This window comes from Methylobacter psychrophilus (assembly GCF_025583945.1).
Lineage (GTDB): Bacteria > Pseudomonadota > Gammaproteobacteria > Methylococcales > Methylomonadaceae > Methylobacter_C > Methylobacter_C psychrophilus.
The window spans coordinates 1-16,169 of record NZ_JAOEGU010000010.1 but is presented as its reverse complement, the minus strand read 5'-3'; the positions used below and the strand labels follow the sequence as shown (position 1 = coordinate 16,169).

General features: G+C 36.4%; 17 protein-coding genes. All 17 read left to right on the top strand.

The window, feature by feature from the left end; all coding sequences use genetic code 11:
* Positions 1–7 precede the first annotated feature (7 nt).
* Positions 8–769, top strand: a complete 762-nt coding sequence (locus tag N7974_RS06980) for an FkbM family methyltransferase (RefSeq protein ID WP_262964921.1) — start codon at positions 8–10, stop codon at positions 767–769.
* A 37-nt stretch (positions 770–806) separates the two neighbouring features.
* The gene (locus tag N7974_RS06975) at positions 807–1,817 is read left to right on the top strand and encodes a glycosyltransferase (protein WP_262964920.1); all 1,011 of its coding nucleotides are present in this window, start codon (positions 807–809) and stop codon (positions 1,815–1,817) included.
* Positions 1,818–1,891: 74 nt separating this feature from the next.
* Positions 1,892–3,049, top strand: coding sequence for a glycosyltransferase (locus N7974_RS06970; RefSeq protein ID WP_262964919.1), 1,158 nt, complete (start codon positions 1,892–1,894; stop codon positions 3,047–3,049).
* 64 nt (positions 3,050–3,113) lie between these two features.
* Positions 3,114–3,809, top strand: coding sequence for a CatB-related O-acetyltransferase (locus tag N7974_RS20755; RefSeq protein ID WP_394813068.1), 696 nt, complete (start codon positions 3,114–3,116; stop codon positions 3,807–3,809).
* A 115-nt stretch (positions 3,810–3,924) separates the two neighbouring features.
* The gene (locus N7974_RS06960) at positions 3,925–5,121 is read left to right on the top strand and encodes an acyltransferase family protein (RefSeq protein ID WP_262964918.1); all 1,197 of its coding nucleotides are present in this window, start codon (positions 3,925–3,927) and stop codon (positions 5,119–5,121) included.
* Between the two features lie 71 nt (positions 5,122–5,192).
* Entirely contained in the window at positions 5,193–6,092 is a 900-nt protein-coding gene (locus N7974_RS06955; RefSeq protein WP_262964917.1) for an alpha-1,2-fucosyltransferase, read from the top strand.
* Between the two features lie 147 nt (positions 6,093–6,239).
* The gene (locus N7974_RS06950) at positions 6,240–7,244 is read left to right on the top strand and encodes a glycosyltransferase family 2 protein (RefSeq protein WP_262964916.1); all 1,005 of its coding nucleotides are present in this window, start codon (positions 6,240–6,242) and stop codon (positions 7,242–7,244) included.
* Positions 7,245–7,246: 2 nt separating this feature from the next.
* Positions 7,247–8,023: a glycosyltransferase family 25 protein gene (locus N7974_RS06945; RefSeq protein WP_262964915.1), complete on the top strand. Its 777-nt coding sequence runs from the start codon at positions 7,247–7,249 to the stop codon at positions 8,021–8,023.
* A gap of 20 nt (positions 8,024–8,043) precedes the next feature.
* Positions 8,044–8,538 (top strand): acyltransferase, encoded by a 495-nt coding sequence (locus N7974_RS06940; RefSeq protein WP_262964914.1) that lies wholly within the window; start codon positions 8,044–8,046, stop codon positions 8,536–8,538.
* A gap of 8 nt (positions 8,539–8,546) precedes the next feature.
* A complete protein-coding gene (locus N7974_RS06935; protein ID WP_262964913.1) occupies positions 8,547–9,686 on the top strand; it encodes a glycosyltransferase in 1,140 nt (379 codons plus the stop codon).
* Positions 9,683–10,849, top strand: coding sequence for an O-antigen ligase family protein (locus N7974_RS06930; protein WP_262964912.1), 1,167 nt, complete (start codon positions 9,683–9,685; stop codon positions 10,847–10,849). The genes N7974_RS06935 and N7974_RS06930 overlap by 4 nt, the downstream gene beginning before the upstream one ends.
* Positions 10,850–10,914: 65 nt before the next feature.
* Positions 10,915–12,054, top strand: a complete 1,140-nt coding sequence (locus N7974_RS06925) for a glycosyltransferase (protein WP_262964911.1) — start codon at positions 10,915–10,917, stop codon at positions 12,052–12,054.
* 31 nt (positions 12,055–12,085) lie between these two features.
* Entirely contained in the window at positions 12,086–12,628 is a 543-nt protein-coding gene (locus N7974_RS06920; protein WP_262964910.1) for an LbetaH domain-containing protein, read from the top strand.
* Positions 12,629–12,636: 8 nt separating this feature from the next.
* The gene (locus tag N7974_RS06915; RefSeq protein WP_262964909.1) at positions 12,637–13,566 is read left to right on the top strand and encodes a glycosyltransferase family 2 protein; all 930 of its coding nucleotides are present in this window, start codon (positions 12,637–12,639) and stop codon (positions 13,564–13,566) included.
* Between the two features lie 261 nt (positions 13,567–13,827).
* Positions 13,828–14,580: a glycosyltransferase family 2 protein gene (locus tag N7974_RS06910; RefSeq protein WP_262964908.1), complete on the top strand. Its 753-nt coding sequence runs from the start codon at positions 13,828–13,830 to the stop codon at positions 14,578–14,580.
* 169 nt (positions 14,581–14,749) lie between these two features.
* Positions 14,750–15,337, top strand: coding sequence for a YdcF family protein (locus N7974_RS06905; RefSeq protein WP_262964907.1), 588 nt, complete (start codon positions 14,750–14,752; stop codon positions 15,335–15,337).
* A 346-nt stretch (positions 15,338–15,683) separates the two neighbouring features.
* Positions 15,684–16,061 (top strand): Rpn family recombination-promoting nuclease/putative transposase, encoded by a 378-nt coding sequence (locus N7974_RS06900; RefSeq protein WP_262964906.1) that lies wholly within the window; start codon positions 15,684–15,686, stop codon positions 16,059–16,061.
* The last annotated feature ends 108 nt before the right edge of the window (positions 16,062–16,169 follow it).

Below are 16,169 nucleotides of genomic sequence, written 5' to 3'. Positions count from 1 at the left end.
ACTTTATATGCTTAATTATATTATTAATTTTTTATACAAAATTGGAAGTTACAAAAGTCTTTTTTCCGTTCTTACTTTTAACCAGGCAGTTAACCTGATGTTACTGGATTTTTTAAAAAAAACGAAAACACTTAACATAACAATTAATGGTATTAACTTATTAATACGTTCAAACACTTCAGATTATCTAGTGGCAAAAGAATCTTTGATATCTGATGAATATGATTGTATTGAATTAGAAGCACCAAAAATTATTATAGACTTAGGTGCAAATATCGGTACATCAGCTTTAGCACTTCATCGACGTTACCCCGAATCTAAAATCTATGCAGTTGAAATGGAAAATGAAAATTTTCAACTTCTAAAAGAGAATGTCAGTGCATATAAAAATATTATTCCAATCCATGCGGCTATTGCCGGTACTTCTGGTACGCGTAAAATTTTTGATAGAGGCACTGGCCCTTGGGGTTATACCATTACAGATACAATTAATGAAAAATCAGAATTAAGTGAGAAAATACAAGCTATTTCACTTGATGAATTAGTTGAAAAATATGCAATTAATAGAATTAACTTATTAAAAATAGATATTGAAGGTGCAGAAAAAGAAATATTTGAAACCGAAAATAAATGGTTAACCATAACAGACGTCATAATAGCTGAACTGCATGATCGAATAGTAATGGGTGCGACACGTACCTTTTATTTATCTACATCAAGTTTTACAAGCTTTGATATTCACGGGGAAAAAGTTATTGCATATAGATAATTTATATTTCAAATCATACAAATGAGTAAATTTCTTAATGAAAATACCTAAAGTAACCGTTTTAATGTCGGTATACAATGCTGAAAGCTTTATAAACGAAGCGGTAGAAAGTGTACTCAATCAAACCTCTAGTGATTTTGAGTTTCTAATCTTTGAAGATAAATCGACAGATACTACGCTGGAATTACTTAAAGCATTTAATGATTCCCGCATACGTCTCATAGTTAATGAAGAAAATCAGGGGCTAACAAAAAATCTTGCCCTCGGGATGTTAATGGCACGGGGTGAATATATTGCTCGTATGGATGCAGATGACGTTTGTCTACCGAATCGTTTAGAAACTCAACTGTCTTATCTGGAACTACATCCCGATATCAGTGTATTAGGCTCTGCGGTTACCTACTTTGATGGAACTGGCTGGGAGTTTGTTGCCCATCAACCGCTAGACCATGACGAAATAAAATGTACGCTATTATATGGTTTTACCATGCTGCATCCGTCAGTTATGTTCCGTAAAGCTGACTTTCAAGCCCATAATTTAAATTACAACCTCCACTTCCGGGTTTCTCAAGACCATGATTTATGGACCCGAGCCATTCGTAACCTCCGCTTTGCCAATTTACACCAACCTCTACTAAAAATGCGTGAGCACAGTGGAAAGATAGGCAACACAAGAAAGTCATATCAACAAGACTTGTCAAATGACATCAGAAAAAGGCAACTTAAAGAGCTGGGCGTTGAGTTTACCGAACAAGAATTCCAAGTATTTAATGCCGATGAAAATACCATAAAAAAATGGACTGTCGATGACTTTAAATATTACGAAGCCATGTTATTAAAAATATTAGAGGCCAACACTAAAACACAAATATTTAACCACATCTTGCTAGTCAAACAAGGTATAGATAATTTTCGTGGGTATTGCCGTCTGGCACTTATTTTTCATAATAGTGCAGGTAAATATTATTGGCAATCAACTCTAAAAAAATCCGATTCTATAACAAAAAAGCAATTTTTTGGACTACTTATTAGAACTTGTTTTATTTAAAAAATACTTAAACCTATTGGATAATTACTTTATTCATAAGCGTTAATTATATTTAACCAATTAATAATTTATATATGAATTTAACAAAAATAGTCGCTGGTTTTAACCGTAGATTAATGCGAGTTGTTAGTTTTAACTACTTAGAAATATTTAATACTATAAATAGCTGTTACCAATTTAGAAAACTTAAATTTTCTAAAAAAACAGTATTAATTGTTGAGCAAAATGAATTTCATGCTGAAATTCTTCCAGGTTATTGTGCTTATTTTAAAGAATTAGGTTATGACGTTATTATTTGTTTAAGAAGAAAAAATAGCCAAAGCAGCGTTTTTTGCAGACTGGATGAAAAGTATTTACCTCATATTTTCGAACTTAATCTATGGGGAATGAAATATTGTCTTAAATATGCACAAGGCTTTGATATTATTTTTATAACATCAACAATATTAGCCCAAAAAAATGGTTATTTTGGTTTGTTTTTTGACTATCTAGGATTTACACCCCAAGGTAAGCAAGGTTATTTAGTGGTTGAACACAACTTCCCAAGTCTTGTCGATGCAATACAAAAAAAACGTATTGATGAGAACAGAGTATTCCTTCTAAGTGCTTACAATGATGGTCAATATAATATTCCGATGCTAAATCCAAATTACTTTGGCAAGATAAATATACGTAAATTAAATGAACATAAAATATTTGTGACTGTAGGTACTATTACAAACCATAACAGAAGCTTTTCACAGTTATTATCTGCTGTAGAAGCACTTTTACAAGAAAAACATGAGAACTTTCAAATAATGGTCGTTGGAAAAGGTAACCCTGAAAAAATACCGGATAAATTAAATAAATACATAAAATTTTTAGGATTTTTAGATTTCAAAGAATTATATGACTTAATAGAAGAAGCCGATTTTTTCTTACCATTACTTGATCCGGAAAACTCTGGCCATCAAAGGTATTTAGATGGAGAAACGACAGGTTCCAGACAGTTAATTATGGGCTTCCAGATTATACCGTTAATTAATTCAGTATTTGGTAATGCCTATCAATTTAATCAGAATAATGCAATTATTTACGAAAAAGATCAACTTGATAAAGCAATGCTTAGCGCAATGACAATTAGTGCAGAAGATTACCAATTAAAATGTCGAAATTTAGAGTTATTAGCTAATGCTGTTCGTGCTGAATCGATGACTAATCTTGGTAATAAAATTGCACAGATAAGTATTTAAACTTGTATTTATATATTATTTTATATTGAATAAAATTTATTTTAATGGCTTATAGGAGTGGTCAGTGCGTGCATTTATTAGAACAATTTATATTAAAATAATTTTATTTTCTAAACGCTATTCACTTAAAGCACTACCCGGCGTTAGACTCTCTAAAAATACTGTTATCGATTTTTTTACATCATTAGAGCCTTATGTAAGTATTGGTAGTCATTGTAATATTACATCTTCTTCAATAGGTTATGGTACTTATATAACCGAGTACTCATCGTTAAGACATACAAAAATTGGCCGCTTTTGTTGTATTGCCGATAATGTCAGAACAGGTAATGGTAGCCATCCAACCAAAACTTTTGTAAGTTCCCACCCGGCTTTTTTTTCAACGATAAAGCAAAGTGGTTTTACCTTTGTTGATAAGCCGCTCTTCAACGAAATGCCTTTTATTGAAGGGTCTAATTATGTCGTTGAGATAGGTAATGATGTCTGGATTGGATCAGGCGTTAGAATTTTGGATGGTATAACCATTGGTGATGGGGCAATTATTGGCGCGGGCTCTATAGTGACCAAAAATATTGAGCCGTACGCTATTTATGCAGGTATTCCTTCTAAAAAGATCCGCTACAGATTTAGTCCTGAACGAATTGAATTTCTATTAACATTTCGTTGGTGGGATAAAGAACATACTTGGTTAGCTAAAAATGCGGAATTTTTCTTGGACGAAGATATATTTTATGAAACGTTTAACAATCAAATTAATTAATATTAAATAAAAAATTCGTAACTAAACCAATATATTGCAACTTAATGAATTAAATGTATACCTTTAACAAAGAATTTAAAAAAATTAATCAGCTACCTATTATCTGGTGTAAATTTTGAATAAGAATAGTTACACAGTGGAGCGTTTTTATTCATTAGACATCCTGCGAGGTATTGCAGCCTTAAGTGTAGTCTTTTCACACTGGAAACATTTTTTTTATTCTGGAACTATTCTAGAAAATTTTGATAAATCCAAACAACCATTATTTAATTGGTTATATATTTTTTATACTGAAGGTTATTTAGCTGTAGACTTGTTTTTTAGTCTTTCTGGCTTTATTTTTTATTGGCTCTATTCAAACAGAATCGCGGAAAATCATATAACATCGATTCACTTCCTAATTCTGCGTTTTTCCAGACTTTATCCTTTGCATTTTGTTACGCTTTTATTGGTAGCATGTAGTCAGATTTTGTTAATGGATACACAAGGGTACTATTTTGTTTATCCTAATAATGACTCTATACACTTTTTACTAAATTTATTTTTTGCTTCCTCATGGGGATTACAAAATGGAAATTCATTTAATGGCCCAATTTTGTCTGTATCTATAGAAGTTTTACTTTACGCCATTTTTTTTAGTTGCTGTCGATTATTACCGGTAAAAATGTATGTACTAGTGTTATTGTCAATAATTGGTTTTATTATAAAAAGATATCTATCGATACCTATAGGCATAGGTATTACTTCGTTTTTTATGGGCGGATTTATGTTTTTTATATATCAAAAAATTATAACTTCATATCATGCGAATAAATTTACTTTATTTGTATTTGTACTTATGATTTTAAGCTGGCTTGCAACAATTATTTTTATCTATAGTACTGATAACATCAGCTTTCATTCAGAAAACTCAATATCTTTGTACTCGAGCTCAAATAACCTATTTAATACAGCTAAAAAATTTCTAATGCGGTTTCAGATTTGGCCAATTTGCATATTATTTCCGCTTACAATTCTTTCTCTAGCATTAATCGAAAATTTTAGAGGATCTTTAGGTAAGCGTTTTTCATTTATTGGTGATATTTCATATTCATCTTATCTTATTCATTTTCCTCTACAACTTTTAATTTATATTGCAGCAACTTACCTAAAATTTAGTACATCTGTATTTTATACATCTTGGTTTATGATCTCGTATTTTATATTGTTATTACTTATCTGCTACGGTAGTTATAGATATTTTGAAATGCCGGCTCAAAAATTTTTACGAGAATATTTAAATACCTATAAAAAGAGTTATATATTTTCATAAATCACTTATAAGCTTGTGTAATTTAGTTTTTACATAAGAGGAACAATACTTTTTTTAATTTAAAAATTAATATGTCAAATAAAAACCTAGCATTTCCGATTATTACACGCCTGCAGGGAGGGTTAGGTAATCAGCTATTCCAATATGCAATTGGCCGTGCGCTGGCGACTCGTTTAGGGCGACCATTACTGATGGATATAACAACCATCATTCCGGAAGCACCATCCCGTCATTATGATCTTGGTGCATTTCAAATTAATGAGAGCTTTGTTTCAGGTTTACATAAGTTTTGTACGCGTTGGGTAGGTAGTCAACGTCTTGGCCAATTATTCCAATCATTGTTTATACCTGCCAAATCTTATCGATTAATTCGAGATGTTGAAGCTGGATATGACCCAGATATTTTCAGGCCGCATGATGGATCCATAATTCTGCATGGCTATTGGCAAAGTTATCGTTATTTTAATGAAATAGCTGATCAACTAAAAAACGAGCTTGGTTTTCGTTTTGCCCCTGATTTAGATAATGCAAAACTAATTGCTGAAATTGAATCCGTAGCGTCTGTTTGTGTGCATATAAGACGTGGGGATTATGTTAGTAACGCCCTATTTGCTGATAACCTGGGAGTTTGTAGTATTGATTACTATCAACGTGCGACAACAGAAATTGTTGCACAAGTTAATAACCCTCATTTTTATGTATTCAGTGATGATCCTGAGTGGGCAAGATCCAATTTAAATTTCCCCGGACCTACCAGCATAATTGATCATAATTTGGGTAAATCGGATGTAGAGGATTTACGGTTGATGACGCACTGTAAATATTTCATCATTGCAAACAGTTCCTTTAGTTGGTGGGGAGCTTGGTTGGCTTCTTATCCAAATAAATTAATTATCGCACCTTCTCGTTGGTTTAATAAAGATAAAATCCCCATCGAAGACAGAATCCCAGCTACTTGGATACGTTTGTAGTCGCGTAAGTCGGTTTAGCGACAGCGCTTGTGCCCCAGAGGGTATAACCCGACAGTTCAAAGTGAATGTACCAGATAGAAAATGACTTAGAAAGCATTTTATATAAAAAAGTTTGCATTTCAATTACTACTCATTAGGTTCGTTATTTTGGCAGAGAACACGATTTATAAACCATTGGTAAGCATTATTATCCCGTCTTTTAATAGAGAAGCTTTGCTATTAGATGCTGTTGAAAGTTGTCTAAATCAATCATGGACAAATATGGATATTATCATTGTCGACGACGGATCGACCGATGGAACGCAAGCACTTGTTGCAGAAAAACTTCATTCAACATGGCCTAAAGATAGTGTGCGCTATATAAGGCAAGTTAACAGTGGAGCATCTGCGGCTCGTAACCATGGACTTAAACTGGCACAAGGCCGGTACATACAGTTTTTGGACTCTGATGATTTATTAATGCCTGACAAACTTGCCAAGCAAATTAACTTACTGGAAAACCCAAAAAATAATAAAGTAGCTTGCTGTTATTGTTACGGATTGATAGGCGAAAACTTTAATACCATACCCTCTAATAATCTTAAACGTATTGGCTATTGTGAAACTGATCCGGTTAAGCTCATCAGACAGTTAAGCTCCAGAATAGTACATGGCATGCAAACGTCTGCGCCCTTATGGCGGCATGATTTTTTACTGTCTCATGAGGGCTGGCGACAAGACATAGGCTTGGGAGATGACCTTGAATACCATATAAGACTTCTGGCAGATGCAAACAAGTTGTTATTTATTCGTGAAAATTTGTTTTTTGTAAGGGTGCATCCTGAAGTACGCTTAAGTACTGCCTCATTATCTGACACTTCGTTAGTGTCCATTATTAAAACCCGGCAATCGGTTTTTAATACCCTACAACAAATCGGGCAATGGGATACCGACATGCAAACGGTATTTTTGCACGCCATGCGGACTATTTACGCCAATTGTTTAGCCATAGAAAATCCCAACCTGCTCAATGAGCTTGAGAACTGGCTAATAACTTTAGCCTCGTCTCCCAAAAAAAACTATCCCTTTAAATTACTGATTCAAATCCGACGTTGCTTTGGCAGCGCCACATTAATTTTTTTATACCAATCGATCAAAAGGGTACTAGGCTAACCATGCATATTTTTGTTATCAATCTTGAAAAAGATCAAGCACGCCGGGAGTCTATTGCCAAGCAACTCCAAGACCTTAAGTTGGAATTTGAAATCATTAAGGGTATCTATGGCGCTACAATGTCGGTAGAAGAACGTCAACGCGATTATGCTGACGGCAAAGCAAAATGGCGCTGCTCACGCTCATTGGTACCCGCCGAAATTGGTTGTGCGCTTAGCCATATAAACGTCTATAAAATAATGGCGGAACGGCAACTAAAATCTGCATTAATTCTTGAAGATGATGTGGTATTACCTACAAATCTTAAAGAACTGCTTAAAGATTGCTCAAATGTCTTGGATACCCAACAAGCCCAGGTATGGCTACTATCAACGGCCAGCGGTTATAGTCGACCAAAGACGACTATAAGAATTAATAAAGAACATCTTTTATTGCCTTATCAATCGGGATACTTTACTTCTTCTTACCTACTGACCTTGCCAGCCGCACAAGCATTACTTAAAGATCTTTATCCTGTCCGGGATGTTGCTGATTGCTGGCAACGTATGCATCGTTATCGGGTTGTTGATTTGTTTGTTTTCGATCCACCGGTGATTGAACAAGATCAAGTACTGTTCGGTTCTTCTACAACAAGTGATATTCAAAGCCTGGCCTTCCTTAACTACACCTCAAAGATTATTTACAAGGCACGTAGAGCACGATCAATCTTATGGGAGGCAGGTTATTCGCGTTATCGAAAATGGCTTCGCCCGTATTCAGGGACCAAACTCAATCCATAATTTACGTTAAGGTCGATTATATGCGCTCTGGCAGGCTTTATTTTTCTAAATTAATTTTTACCTTTCTCCCGGAAACACGGTTTTTTAAACTTAAAAACGCACTGCTTTGCTGGGCAGGCATTAAGTTAGGCAACAATGTACGTATCTGTTCTTCTGTTACCGTGATGGGAGCAGGGACGTTAAAAATTGGTGATGATACCTGGATAGGTCATCAAGTTTTAATTTGTTCTGGCAGTCGTATTGTCATTGGTAAATATGTTGATATTGGACCACGGTGTTATCTTGGCACGGGGACGCATGAAATCGATCCGACTGGACTTCATTCTGCAGGAACAGGAATTAACATGGATATAACTATTGGCGATGGCGCATGGTTAGGGGCAAATTGTTTAATTTTACCGGGTGTAACTATTGGTAAAAAATCCGTTATTGCGGCCGGTGCCGTTGTGACAAAAAATGTACCGCCAAATGTTGTTGTTGCTGGCATACCTGCCCGTGTTATTAGACTGTTATAAACATAAAAATGATGAAATATAAAATTTGTATCTGGTCACCTATTCCCTCACCGCATCAGAAATATTTTTTTGAAGCACTTGCAAGACAGCCAGATATTGATCTGGTTGTCTCATATTATGAAAACTTCCCACAAGAACGCCTGAAATTGGGTTGGAAAATAGAAGAAAGCCGGTTATATACTGAACAATATGACACGGAAAATCCGCAAACAGCGTTAACCGCTATTGAGGATTGGCAAACCAGAATTCATGTTATACCCGGCATTTCAAGTGCGTATATGAAAAAAATACATGTCATGTTACTTAATAACCAATGTCAATGGATACACTGGACAGAAAGAAGCGGCATCGTCTTGGCAGACAAACTTAATTACAATATGAAATTGTTTCATATTTTTAATTTTTTATACCGGTTTAAATATTATTCTTACGCTCGACAAATTAATAACCATGCGCTTGGGGTATTTGCTATTGGAACGCCTGCAAAAAACGATTTTATTAACTGGGGGGTTAATAAAAATAAAATCGAGTATTTGTCTTACACCATAAAAGACACTAACGCTGTCAACGTTATTGATTGTTATCCCCAAAAAAAAATATTTTTATATGTCGGCTCTTTAATTAAGCGAAAAGGATTGGACATACTGCTTAATGCTTTTTCTTTATTAGCAAAAAAACAAGAATGGCTTTTATTGTTAATCGGCTCCGGCAACGATAAAGATACCTATATTGATATCAGTAAAAAACTCGACATTGCAGCCAATACTATTTTTCTTGATTCTATTCCTATGGAGCAAATAAAATCGTATATGCAAAGAGCAGACGTCTTTATTTTACCCAGCTTATTTGACGGTTGGGGGGCCGTATTAAACGAAGCGGCTTCAGTAAAAAAACCCTTAATATCAACTAATCAATGCGGGGCGGCTTATCATTTAATAGACGATAAAAATAATGGTTTTAGGGTTACAGCAGGTAGTGTTGATCACTTAAGAAAGGCCATGCAGTTCTATATAGATAATCCTGAAAAAATTATTATGCACGGCAAAATATCACATCAAATTTACAAAAATTTTACGCCCGATAAAAATGTAGAACAGTTTCTACATTCATTAATTAAATGGCATGGGCAACAAAAACCTACCTTATGAAAAAAGAAAAACAACTTGATTACTTAATAGCTTTATTAATTTTTATAAACATTTATCCGGTTTTTATATTCAGTCATTACCTGCCCTTACCTGGTAATTTTGTACAATTGGCTTATTACGCGCTGATGTTAATGGTGCTTTTTTTGTTTGGATTACCGGGTAAGTTTGAAACAAGTTTAGTCTTTGTGGTTTTTGCCGCTGTTTTAAGTTTGTTAGTCAATGATGTCGCCGAAAAATATAACGCCCCACTTAGATTGTCATTATTTGTCATAGTAATTTTATCCATTGGCCCTTTACTCTATAACGCTACCTTGGTTCGATTTCGTAAGCTGTTATATGAAAAGCTCATGCTTATTTTTATGTGGATTGGTGGCGTATCCTTTTTTTGTTTATTGGGCTTACCAACTTTTGGTATTGGTCATTTCTCAGGTTTACTCGCACATAGTATGCTTTTAGCCCCCGTCGCATCCTTGGGTGGGTTGTATGCTTTTTCTAAATGTATCAACGCCGAAAAAAGACAAAAAAAGCTCTTTTTTGGTCTTTTTGGGCTTAATACAGTCTGTGTTATTTATGCTTCATCACGGTCAGCATTAGCGGCTTATGTTTTTGGTTTTATTATCTATCTGTTGCTTAGTCATTTTGCTTGGCGAAAAAGCCTTATTGTTGTTTTAGGGATATTTGCTTTATTTTTATCCATCAGTTCTGATGATCAAACACAAATTCAGCCCAGTTCTGAGGGTGATACCGTATTTTCAAGGGATATGGAAGAAAACACCCGTGAAAACTTATGGAATGACAGAATTGCTGAATTTAACAGTAGTCCGCTAGTTGGAGTAGGCTTTGCCGTCCAAAGCGATGCCGTTAATGACCAAGTTGCTGAAGATGAAGAAGGGAGAGTTGAACCAGGCTCTACTTATCTTATGGTTTTATCCATGACCGGTTCTATCGGTGGTTTTGCTTTTCTTGTTTTTTTAATCAAACCGTTGCTAAGCCAAAAATTTTGGCAACAAGTGATTTATGCCCAACCCGATAAAATGGCCGCATTTGCTTTTTTTATGGTGCATTTTTTTGCCGAAGGTTATATTTTTGCGGCTGGCTCATTATTAGCTTTTACTTTTTGGTTACTAATGGGCGTAATTTATCCTTATAAAGGGGTAAATTAATATTACTTACATAATATGATTTTCGCGTTTTATTTATCTCAGCCTATTTTACGAATGTATCCATCATGAAAATTTGCCAGTCTATTTCTTCTATATCGCGCATAGCCGCTGGTGTTTCGGGATTTGTTTTACCGCTGTCGCAACATCTGGTTAAGCTTAATGTTACTGTTGACGTATTGAGTTTAGCTGATGAGCATTCAATAACAGATTTACCACTGTGGTACCCGTTACAGCCTTCTTTATTAAAAAACTACATTAAATCTTTTGGATATTCCAAAGATTTTAAAGCGGCTCTGGATGCTATGTACCCATCTCTTATTCATCAGCATGGACTTTGGTTGTATCCTTCATTAGCTATTTTTAAATGGACTAAAAAGAACCGGGCACAAAGAGTTGTCTCGCCGCACGGAATGCTGGAAACATGGGCTTGGAGGCACAAGAACTGGAAAAAAAGACCTATATGGTATTTATGGGAAAAGCGTAATCTGCAAACGGCAGCAGTAATTCATGTGACCTCAGAGCAAGAAATGCGTGGAGTAAGAGAACGAGGTATTACCTCACCGATTGCCATCATTCCAATCGGTATAGATGTTCCGGACATCTTGGTTAAATCTAACTTGAAACATCCCGCAGCAAAAAAAACCATCCTCTTTTTATCCCGTATTCATTCTGTAAAAGGCTTGGAAAATTTGATTCACGCGTGGCATAAAGTTAAGCGGGATGATTGGCAAATCATTATCGCAGGCCCGGGGGATGCCGATTATATTGGTAATCTCCGTGGCTTGGTAGAAAAGCTGGGCTTAAGTGCTTACTTTTTGTTTAAAGAGGCGGTTTATGGTGATGATAAATGGCAGTTAATAACCAATGCCGACCTGTTTGTATTACCCAGTTTTAGTGAAAATTTTGGCATCGTTATTGCCGAAGCCTTGGCTTGTCAAGTTCCGGTAATTACGACTAAAGGCACCCCTTGGGAAGGTTTAATTGAACATAATTGCGGATGGTGGATTGATGTGGGGGTTGAGCCTTTGGCAGAGGCCTTAAACAATGCCATGCAACTTTCATCTGAACAACGTCAGTTGATGGGTCAACGGGGCAAGCAATATATGCAACAAGCGTTTAATTGGCAAGAAAGCGCTATTAAAATGAAAATGTTATATAAATGGGTTTTAACAAAAAATAATAAACCAAATTTTGTTTATTTATAAATTTTAATGGCAACTAAAAAACGTGTCAAAAATGAATACTCATCGATTAAAAAAACAGCACTTATCTCGTTCCAATAAACTGGCAAGATTAGCCTGGAATCTGGTTTGGCTTTTTTTATATAGACCCAGTCCGGTACCTTTACATAGCTGGCGTCGGTTTTTGTTGCGTTGCTTTGGTGCAACTATTGAAGAAGGGGCGCACCCTTATCCATCTGCAAAGATTTGGGCACCCTGGAATTTAACCATGCGCAAGCATAGTTGCTTAAGTCATCAAGTTGATTGTTATTGTGTCGATAAAATTGAGCTGGGTGCGCATGCCACAATTAGTCAATATTCTTATCTTTGTACGGCCAGTCATGATTATACCCAGCGTGATATGCCCTTAATAACCGCACCTATTATTATTGGTGATAATGCCTGGGTGACGGCAGATGTTTTTATCGGCCCTGGTGTAACGATTGGTGAGGGTGCTGTTATAGGTGCTCGCTCCACAGTTACGCGCAGTGTTTTACCCTGGATAGTAGTAGCTGGCTCACCGCCTAAAGTGATTGGCTCACGTATCCTGAATGATTAATGTTTACTATGACACAACAAACAATGTTAACTAACGAGCAAGCACTAAATCTGACAGTAGTAATACTGACTTTTAATGAAGAACGCCATATACAAAGGTGCTTGGAATCCCTCAATGGACTTGCCAGTCGAGTGATTGTGGTCGACAGTCAATCGACCGATCAAACGCGTGAAATTGCCTTAAAGCTGGGAGTTGACGTTCTTATAAATCCTTTTATCAATCAAGCTATTCAGTTTAATTGGGCGCTGGATCATTCCGATATTACTTCGGACTGGGTGATGCGACTGGATGCTGATGAAATTGTTACGCTAAAATTGGCGGAGCAATTACGACAACACTTATCATCCACTCCCAACGCTACAGCAGGAATAACTGTTAATCGGCAAATTCATTTTATGGGGAAATGGATTAAGCACGGTGCAATTTACCCCATTCGGACACTACGGATTTGGCGTAATAAACAAGGGCGTTGTGAAAACCGCTGGATGGATGAGCATATTTTGGTAGAGGGTACTATTGAACATATCAATGCTGATATTGCAGATATCAATCTACATAATATTACCTGGTGGATTAATAAACATAATCATTATGCCAACCGTGAAGCGATTGAGTTACTGGTGGGTGAAATAAACCATGCTGTAGACAATAAAGCAGCTGCCATGAGTGTGTCGGCACGGTTTAAACGCTGGATTAAACACAGCGTTTATGCACGCTTGCCTTTGGGAATGCGTGCCTTATTATATTTTTTGTATCGTTATATTTTTCGCTTTGGCTTTTTAGATGGCTGGCAAGGATTGGTGTTCCATGTTTTGCAGGGTTTTTGGTACCGCTTTTTAGTAGATGTTAAGGTTTATGAGCTGCGTAAGTTAATGTCCGAACGCAGCCAACCGTTGACACAAGTAGTTAAGGATGAATATGGTTATGATATTTCTTAAACCTAACTACGTAGTTAATATTTTAATAAGTATTCAGGCTCCCTCGTTTTGCTCTTCCCCTTTGAAAAAGGGGGACTGAGGGCGGTTTATTTAAAAAACCTCCCATAACCCCTCTGTTTCAAAGCAGAGGTATCTACACAAATAAAAGCAACGTCATTCCGGGATGACGAATTGTGTAGATATCTATGGTTTCAAAGAGGAGAACCTAATAGTTACATATTTTAATAGCTTCCAAGTAAACGACATATAACGGTATCTATCTTGAAAATTTCCATTATTACTTCAGTCTATAACAACCAGGAAACAATCGCTGAAGCGATGGATTCTGTGCTATCACAAACCTATGCGGATATTGAATATATTATTATTGATGGCGGCTCTACTGATAATACGGTAAATATCATTAAGTCTTATCAAAACCGCCTTGCCGTATTTATCTCGGAACCTGACAAGGGTATCTACGATGGTCTTAATAAAGGTATTAATCTGGCTACCGGTGACGTGATCGGTTTTTTGCATTCGGATGATTTGTATGAAAATAACACCGTCATCGAAAAAGTAGCTCAAGCCTTTATAAAGCATGAAATAGATTCTGTTTACGGGGATTTAACTTATGTGAATAAAAGTGACCCCACAAAAGTGATTCGTTATTGGAAAAGCGGTGACTTTACTCTTAAAAAATTAGGCTGTGGCTGGATGCCACCTCATCCGACATTTTTTGTTAAACGAGCTATCTACCAACAACATGGCCAGTTTGATACCCGCTTTAAAATTGCTGCCGATTATGACTTGATGCTGCGCTTTTTAGGCAAGTATAAAATCTCAACGGATTACATCCCCAGCGTATTAATTAAAATGCGTGTGGGTGGTGAGAGCAATAAAAGCCTTAAAAATGTCATCAGAAAAAGCCAGGAAGATCTTCAAGCCATGAAAAATAATAATATCGGAGGAATGGTTAGCTTGATCATTAAAAATCTGTCCAAATTACAGCAATTTGTTAGTAAAGCACAATAAGTTCATCGTTCTGGCATGATTAACGCTGGAGTTGTGAGCTGTAGGTCTGGTTAAGCGCTAGCCGACACAGACACAGACACTTTGAATTGTCGGGTTATACCCTCTGGGGCACAAGCGCTTTCGCTAACCCGGCGCGACTGGAGTTGTAAGAACAATAAAAAAATAACTTATGAAGCTTACCCTTGTTGTAATCGTTATTTTATTACTATTGATTGGTATTTTATTTTTAAATTTAGGTCATTGGCTTTCTTCTCCTGCCAATACCCCTGTTAAGGCAGACTTAATTGCTACGTTAGGCGGCGGCATTGGAGAAAGGGATCAAATGGCGGTGGATCTTTATAAAGCCGGTTATGCCAAAAAGATTTTATTAACCGGAATGGGTGGCATTGTGGATTCTGGTAAGGGCTATTATAAATCTCCTCGTTCTTTATTTTTTCTTAAACAAGGCATTCCTGCCGATGCCTTACTGTTTGATGAGTTATCAACCAACACCTATCAAGAGTCTTTAAATATTGCCGCTTTATTAATAGCACATCATTGGCAAAGTGTTTTGGTAGTCAGTGATCCACCGCATCTACGCCGCATTAATTTTTGCCTGCAACCCGTTTTTAAAAACGCCGGTTTATCTTATCGGATAATACAAAGCACTACACCGACTTGGCAGGCTGATCGTTGGTGGCAAGATAAAAGATGGCGACAGTTTTGTCTGAATGAAATGGTAAAGCTGATTTTTTATGCGCTGGTTTATGGTGTGTAGGGATAAGTTGGGGCAGCGTTATTTTGTTTTGGTATATTTGATACTGGTTCTGATATTGTATTCCCACGCTGGTACCAGAGCCTGGGAATGCTGTTTTACCCCAAAATTCACACTACTATTTTTGCCACTAGTTTGCAAAAATTGGTTGTGCCGGTAGGCGTTACGGCCGCAACTCTAAAATAATAGGTGGCAGAGACAGCCAACCCGTCTACTTCATATGATGACTGTCTGGTGCTTGCTGCTATTAACCAATTTTTGGCCGCAAACTATCGTTTCCAGGATTTCTGTACACGCAGACGAAGGATCGTCATAATAACCAGACTAAAACCAGATAAAATAGTGTCCTATGTCGCACGATAATAGTTATAAACTACTTTTTTCTCATCCTGAAATGGTTACTGATCTTCTTAAAGGCTTTGTTAAGGAAGAATGGGGCGAGCAATGCGACTTTGCTATACTGGAAAAAGTCAGCGGTAGTTATGTGGCCGATGATCTTAGGGATCGTGAGGATGATTTGATTTGGAAAATTCGTTGGAGCGATGAGTGGTTATATGTCTATCTGCTGCTGGAGTTCCAATCCTCAGTTGATCATTTTATGGCAGTACGTATTTCCGGTTATTTAGCGCTGCTGTATCAGGATATTATTCGTTCTCAAAAACTGACATCCAAAGATTTGTTACCCCCGGTATTACCGATTGTACTTTACAATAGACATCTTTCCTAAATACAGCCATAGCGTAAGTTAACAAGAGCAGCCACTAAATTCCATGTCAAGGAGTAATGCTTGTGTTTGCCCCGATAAACATCTTTGGCAATCCTGAAAATTTTGCAT

What these genes read in the sequence shown, in the direction of transcription:
- N7974_RS06980 (WP_262964921.1), top strand. Translation starts at nt 8, where the DNA reads ATGCTTAATTATATTATTAATTTTTTATACAAAATTGGAAGTTACAAA.
- N7974_RS06975 (WP_262964920.1), top strand. Translation starts at nt 807, where the DNA reads ATGAAAATACCTAAAGTAACCGTTTTAATGTCGGTATACAATGCTGAA.
- N7974_RS06970 (WP_262964919.1), top strand. Translation starts at nt 1,892, where the DNA reads ATGAATTTAACAAAAATAGTCGCTGGTTTTAACCGTAGATTAATGCGA.
- N7974_RS06955 (WP_262964917.1), top strand. Translation starts at nt 5,193, where the DNA reads ATGTCAAATAAAAACCTAGCATTTCCGATTATTACACGCCTGCAGGGA.
- N7974_RS06945 (WP_262964915.1), top strand. Translation starts at nt 7,247, where the DNA reads ATGCATATTTTTGTTATCAATCTTGAAAAAGATCAAGCACGCCGGGAG.
- N7974_RS06940 (WP_262964914.1), top strand. Translation starts at nt 8,044, where the DNA reads ATGCGCTCTGGCAGGCTTTATTTTTCTAAATTAATTTTTACCTTTCTC.
- N7974_RS06935 (WP_262964913.1), top strand. Translation starts at nt 8,547, where the DNA reads ATGATGAAATATAAAATTTGTATCTGGTCACCTATTCCCTCACCGCAT.
- N7974_RS06930 (WP_262964912.1), top strand. Translation starts at nt 9,683, where the DNA reads ATGAAAAAAGAAAAACAACTTGATTACTTAATAGCTTTATTAATTTTT.
- N7974_RS06925 (WP_262964911.1), top strand. Translation starts at nt 10,915, where the DNA reads ATGAAAATTTGCCAGTCTATTTCTTCTATATCGCGCATAGCCGCTGGT.
- N7974_RS06920 (WP_262964910.1), top strand. Translation starts at nt 12,086, where the DNA reads ATGAATACTCATCGATTAAAAAAACAGCACTTATCTCGTTCCAATAAA.
- N7974_RS06915 (WP_262964909.1), top strand. Translation starts at nt 12,637, where the DNA reads ATGACACAACAAACAATGTTAACTAACGAGCAAGCACTAAATCTGACA.
- N7974_RS06905 (WP_262964907.1), top strand. Translation starts at nt 14,750, where the DNA reads ATGAAGCTTACCCTTGTTGTAATCGTTATTTTATTACTATTGATTGGT.
- N7974_RS06900 (WP_262964906.1), top strand. Translation starts at nt 15,684, where the DNA reads ATGTCGCACGATAATAGTTATAAACTACTTTTTTCTCATCCTGAAATG.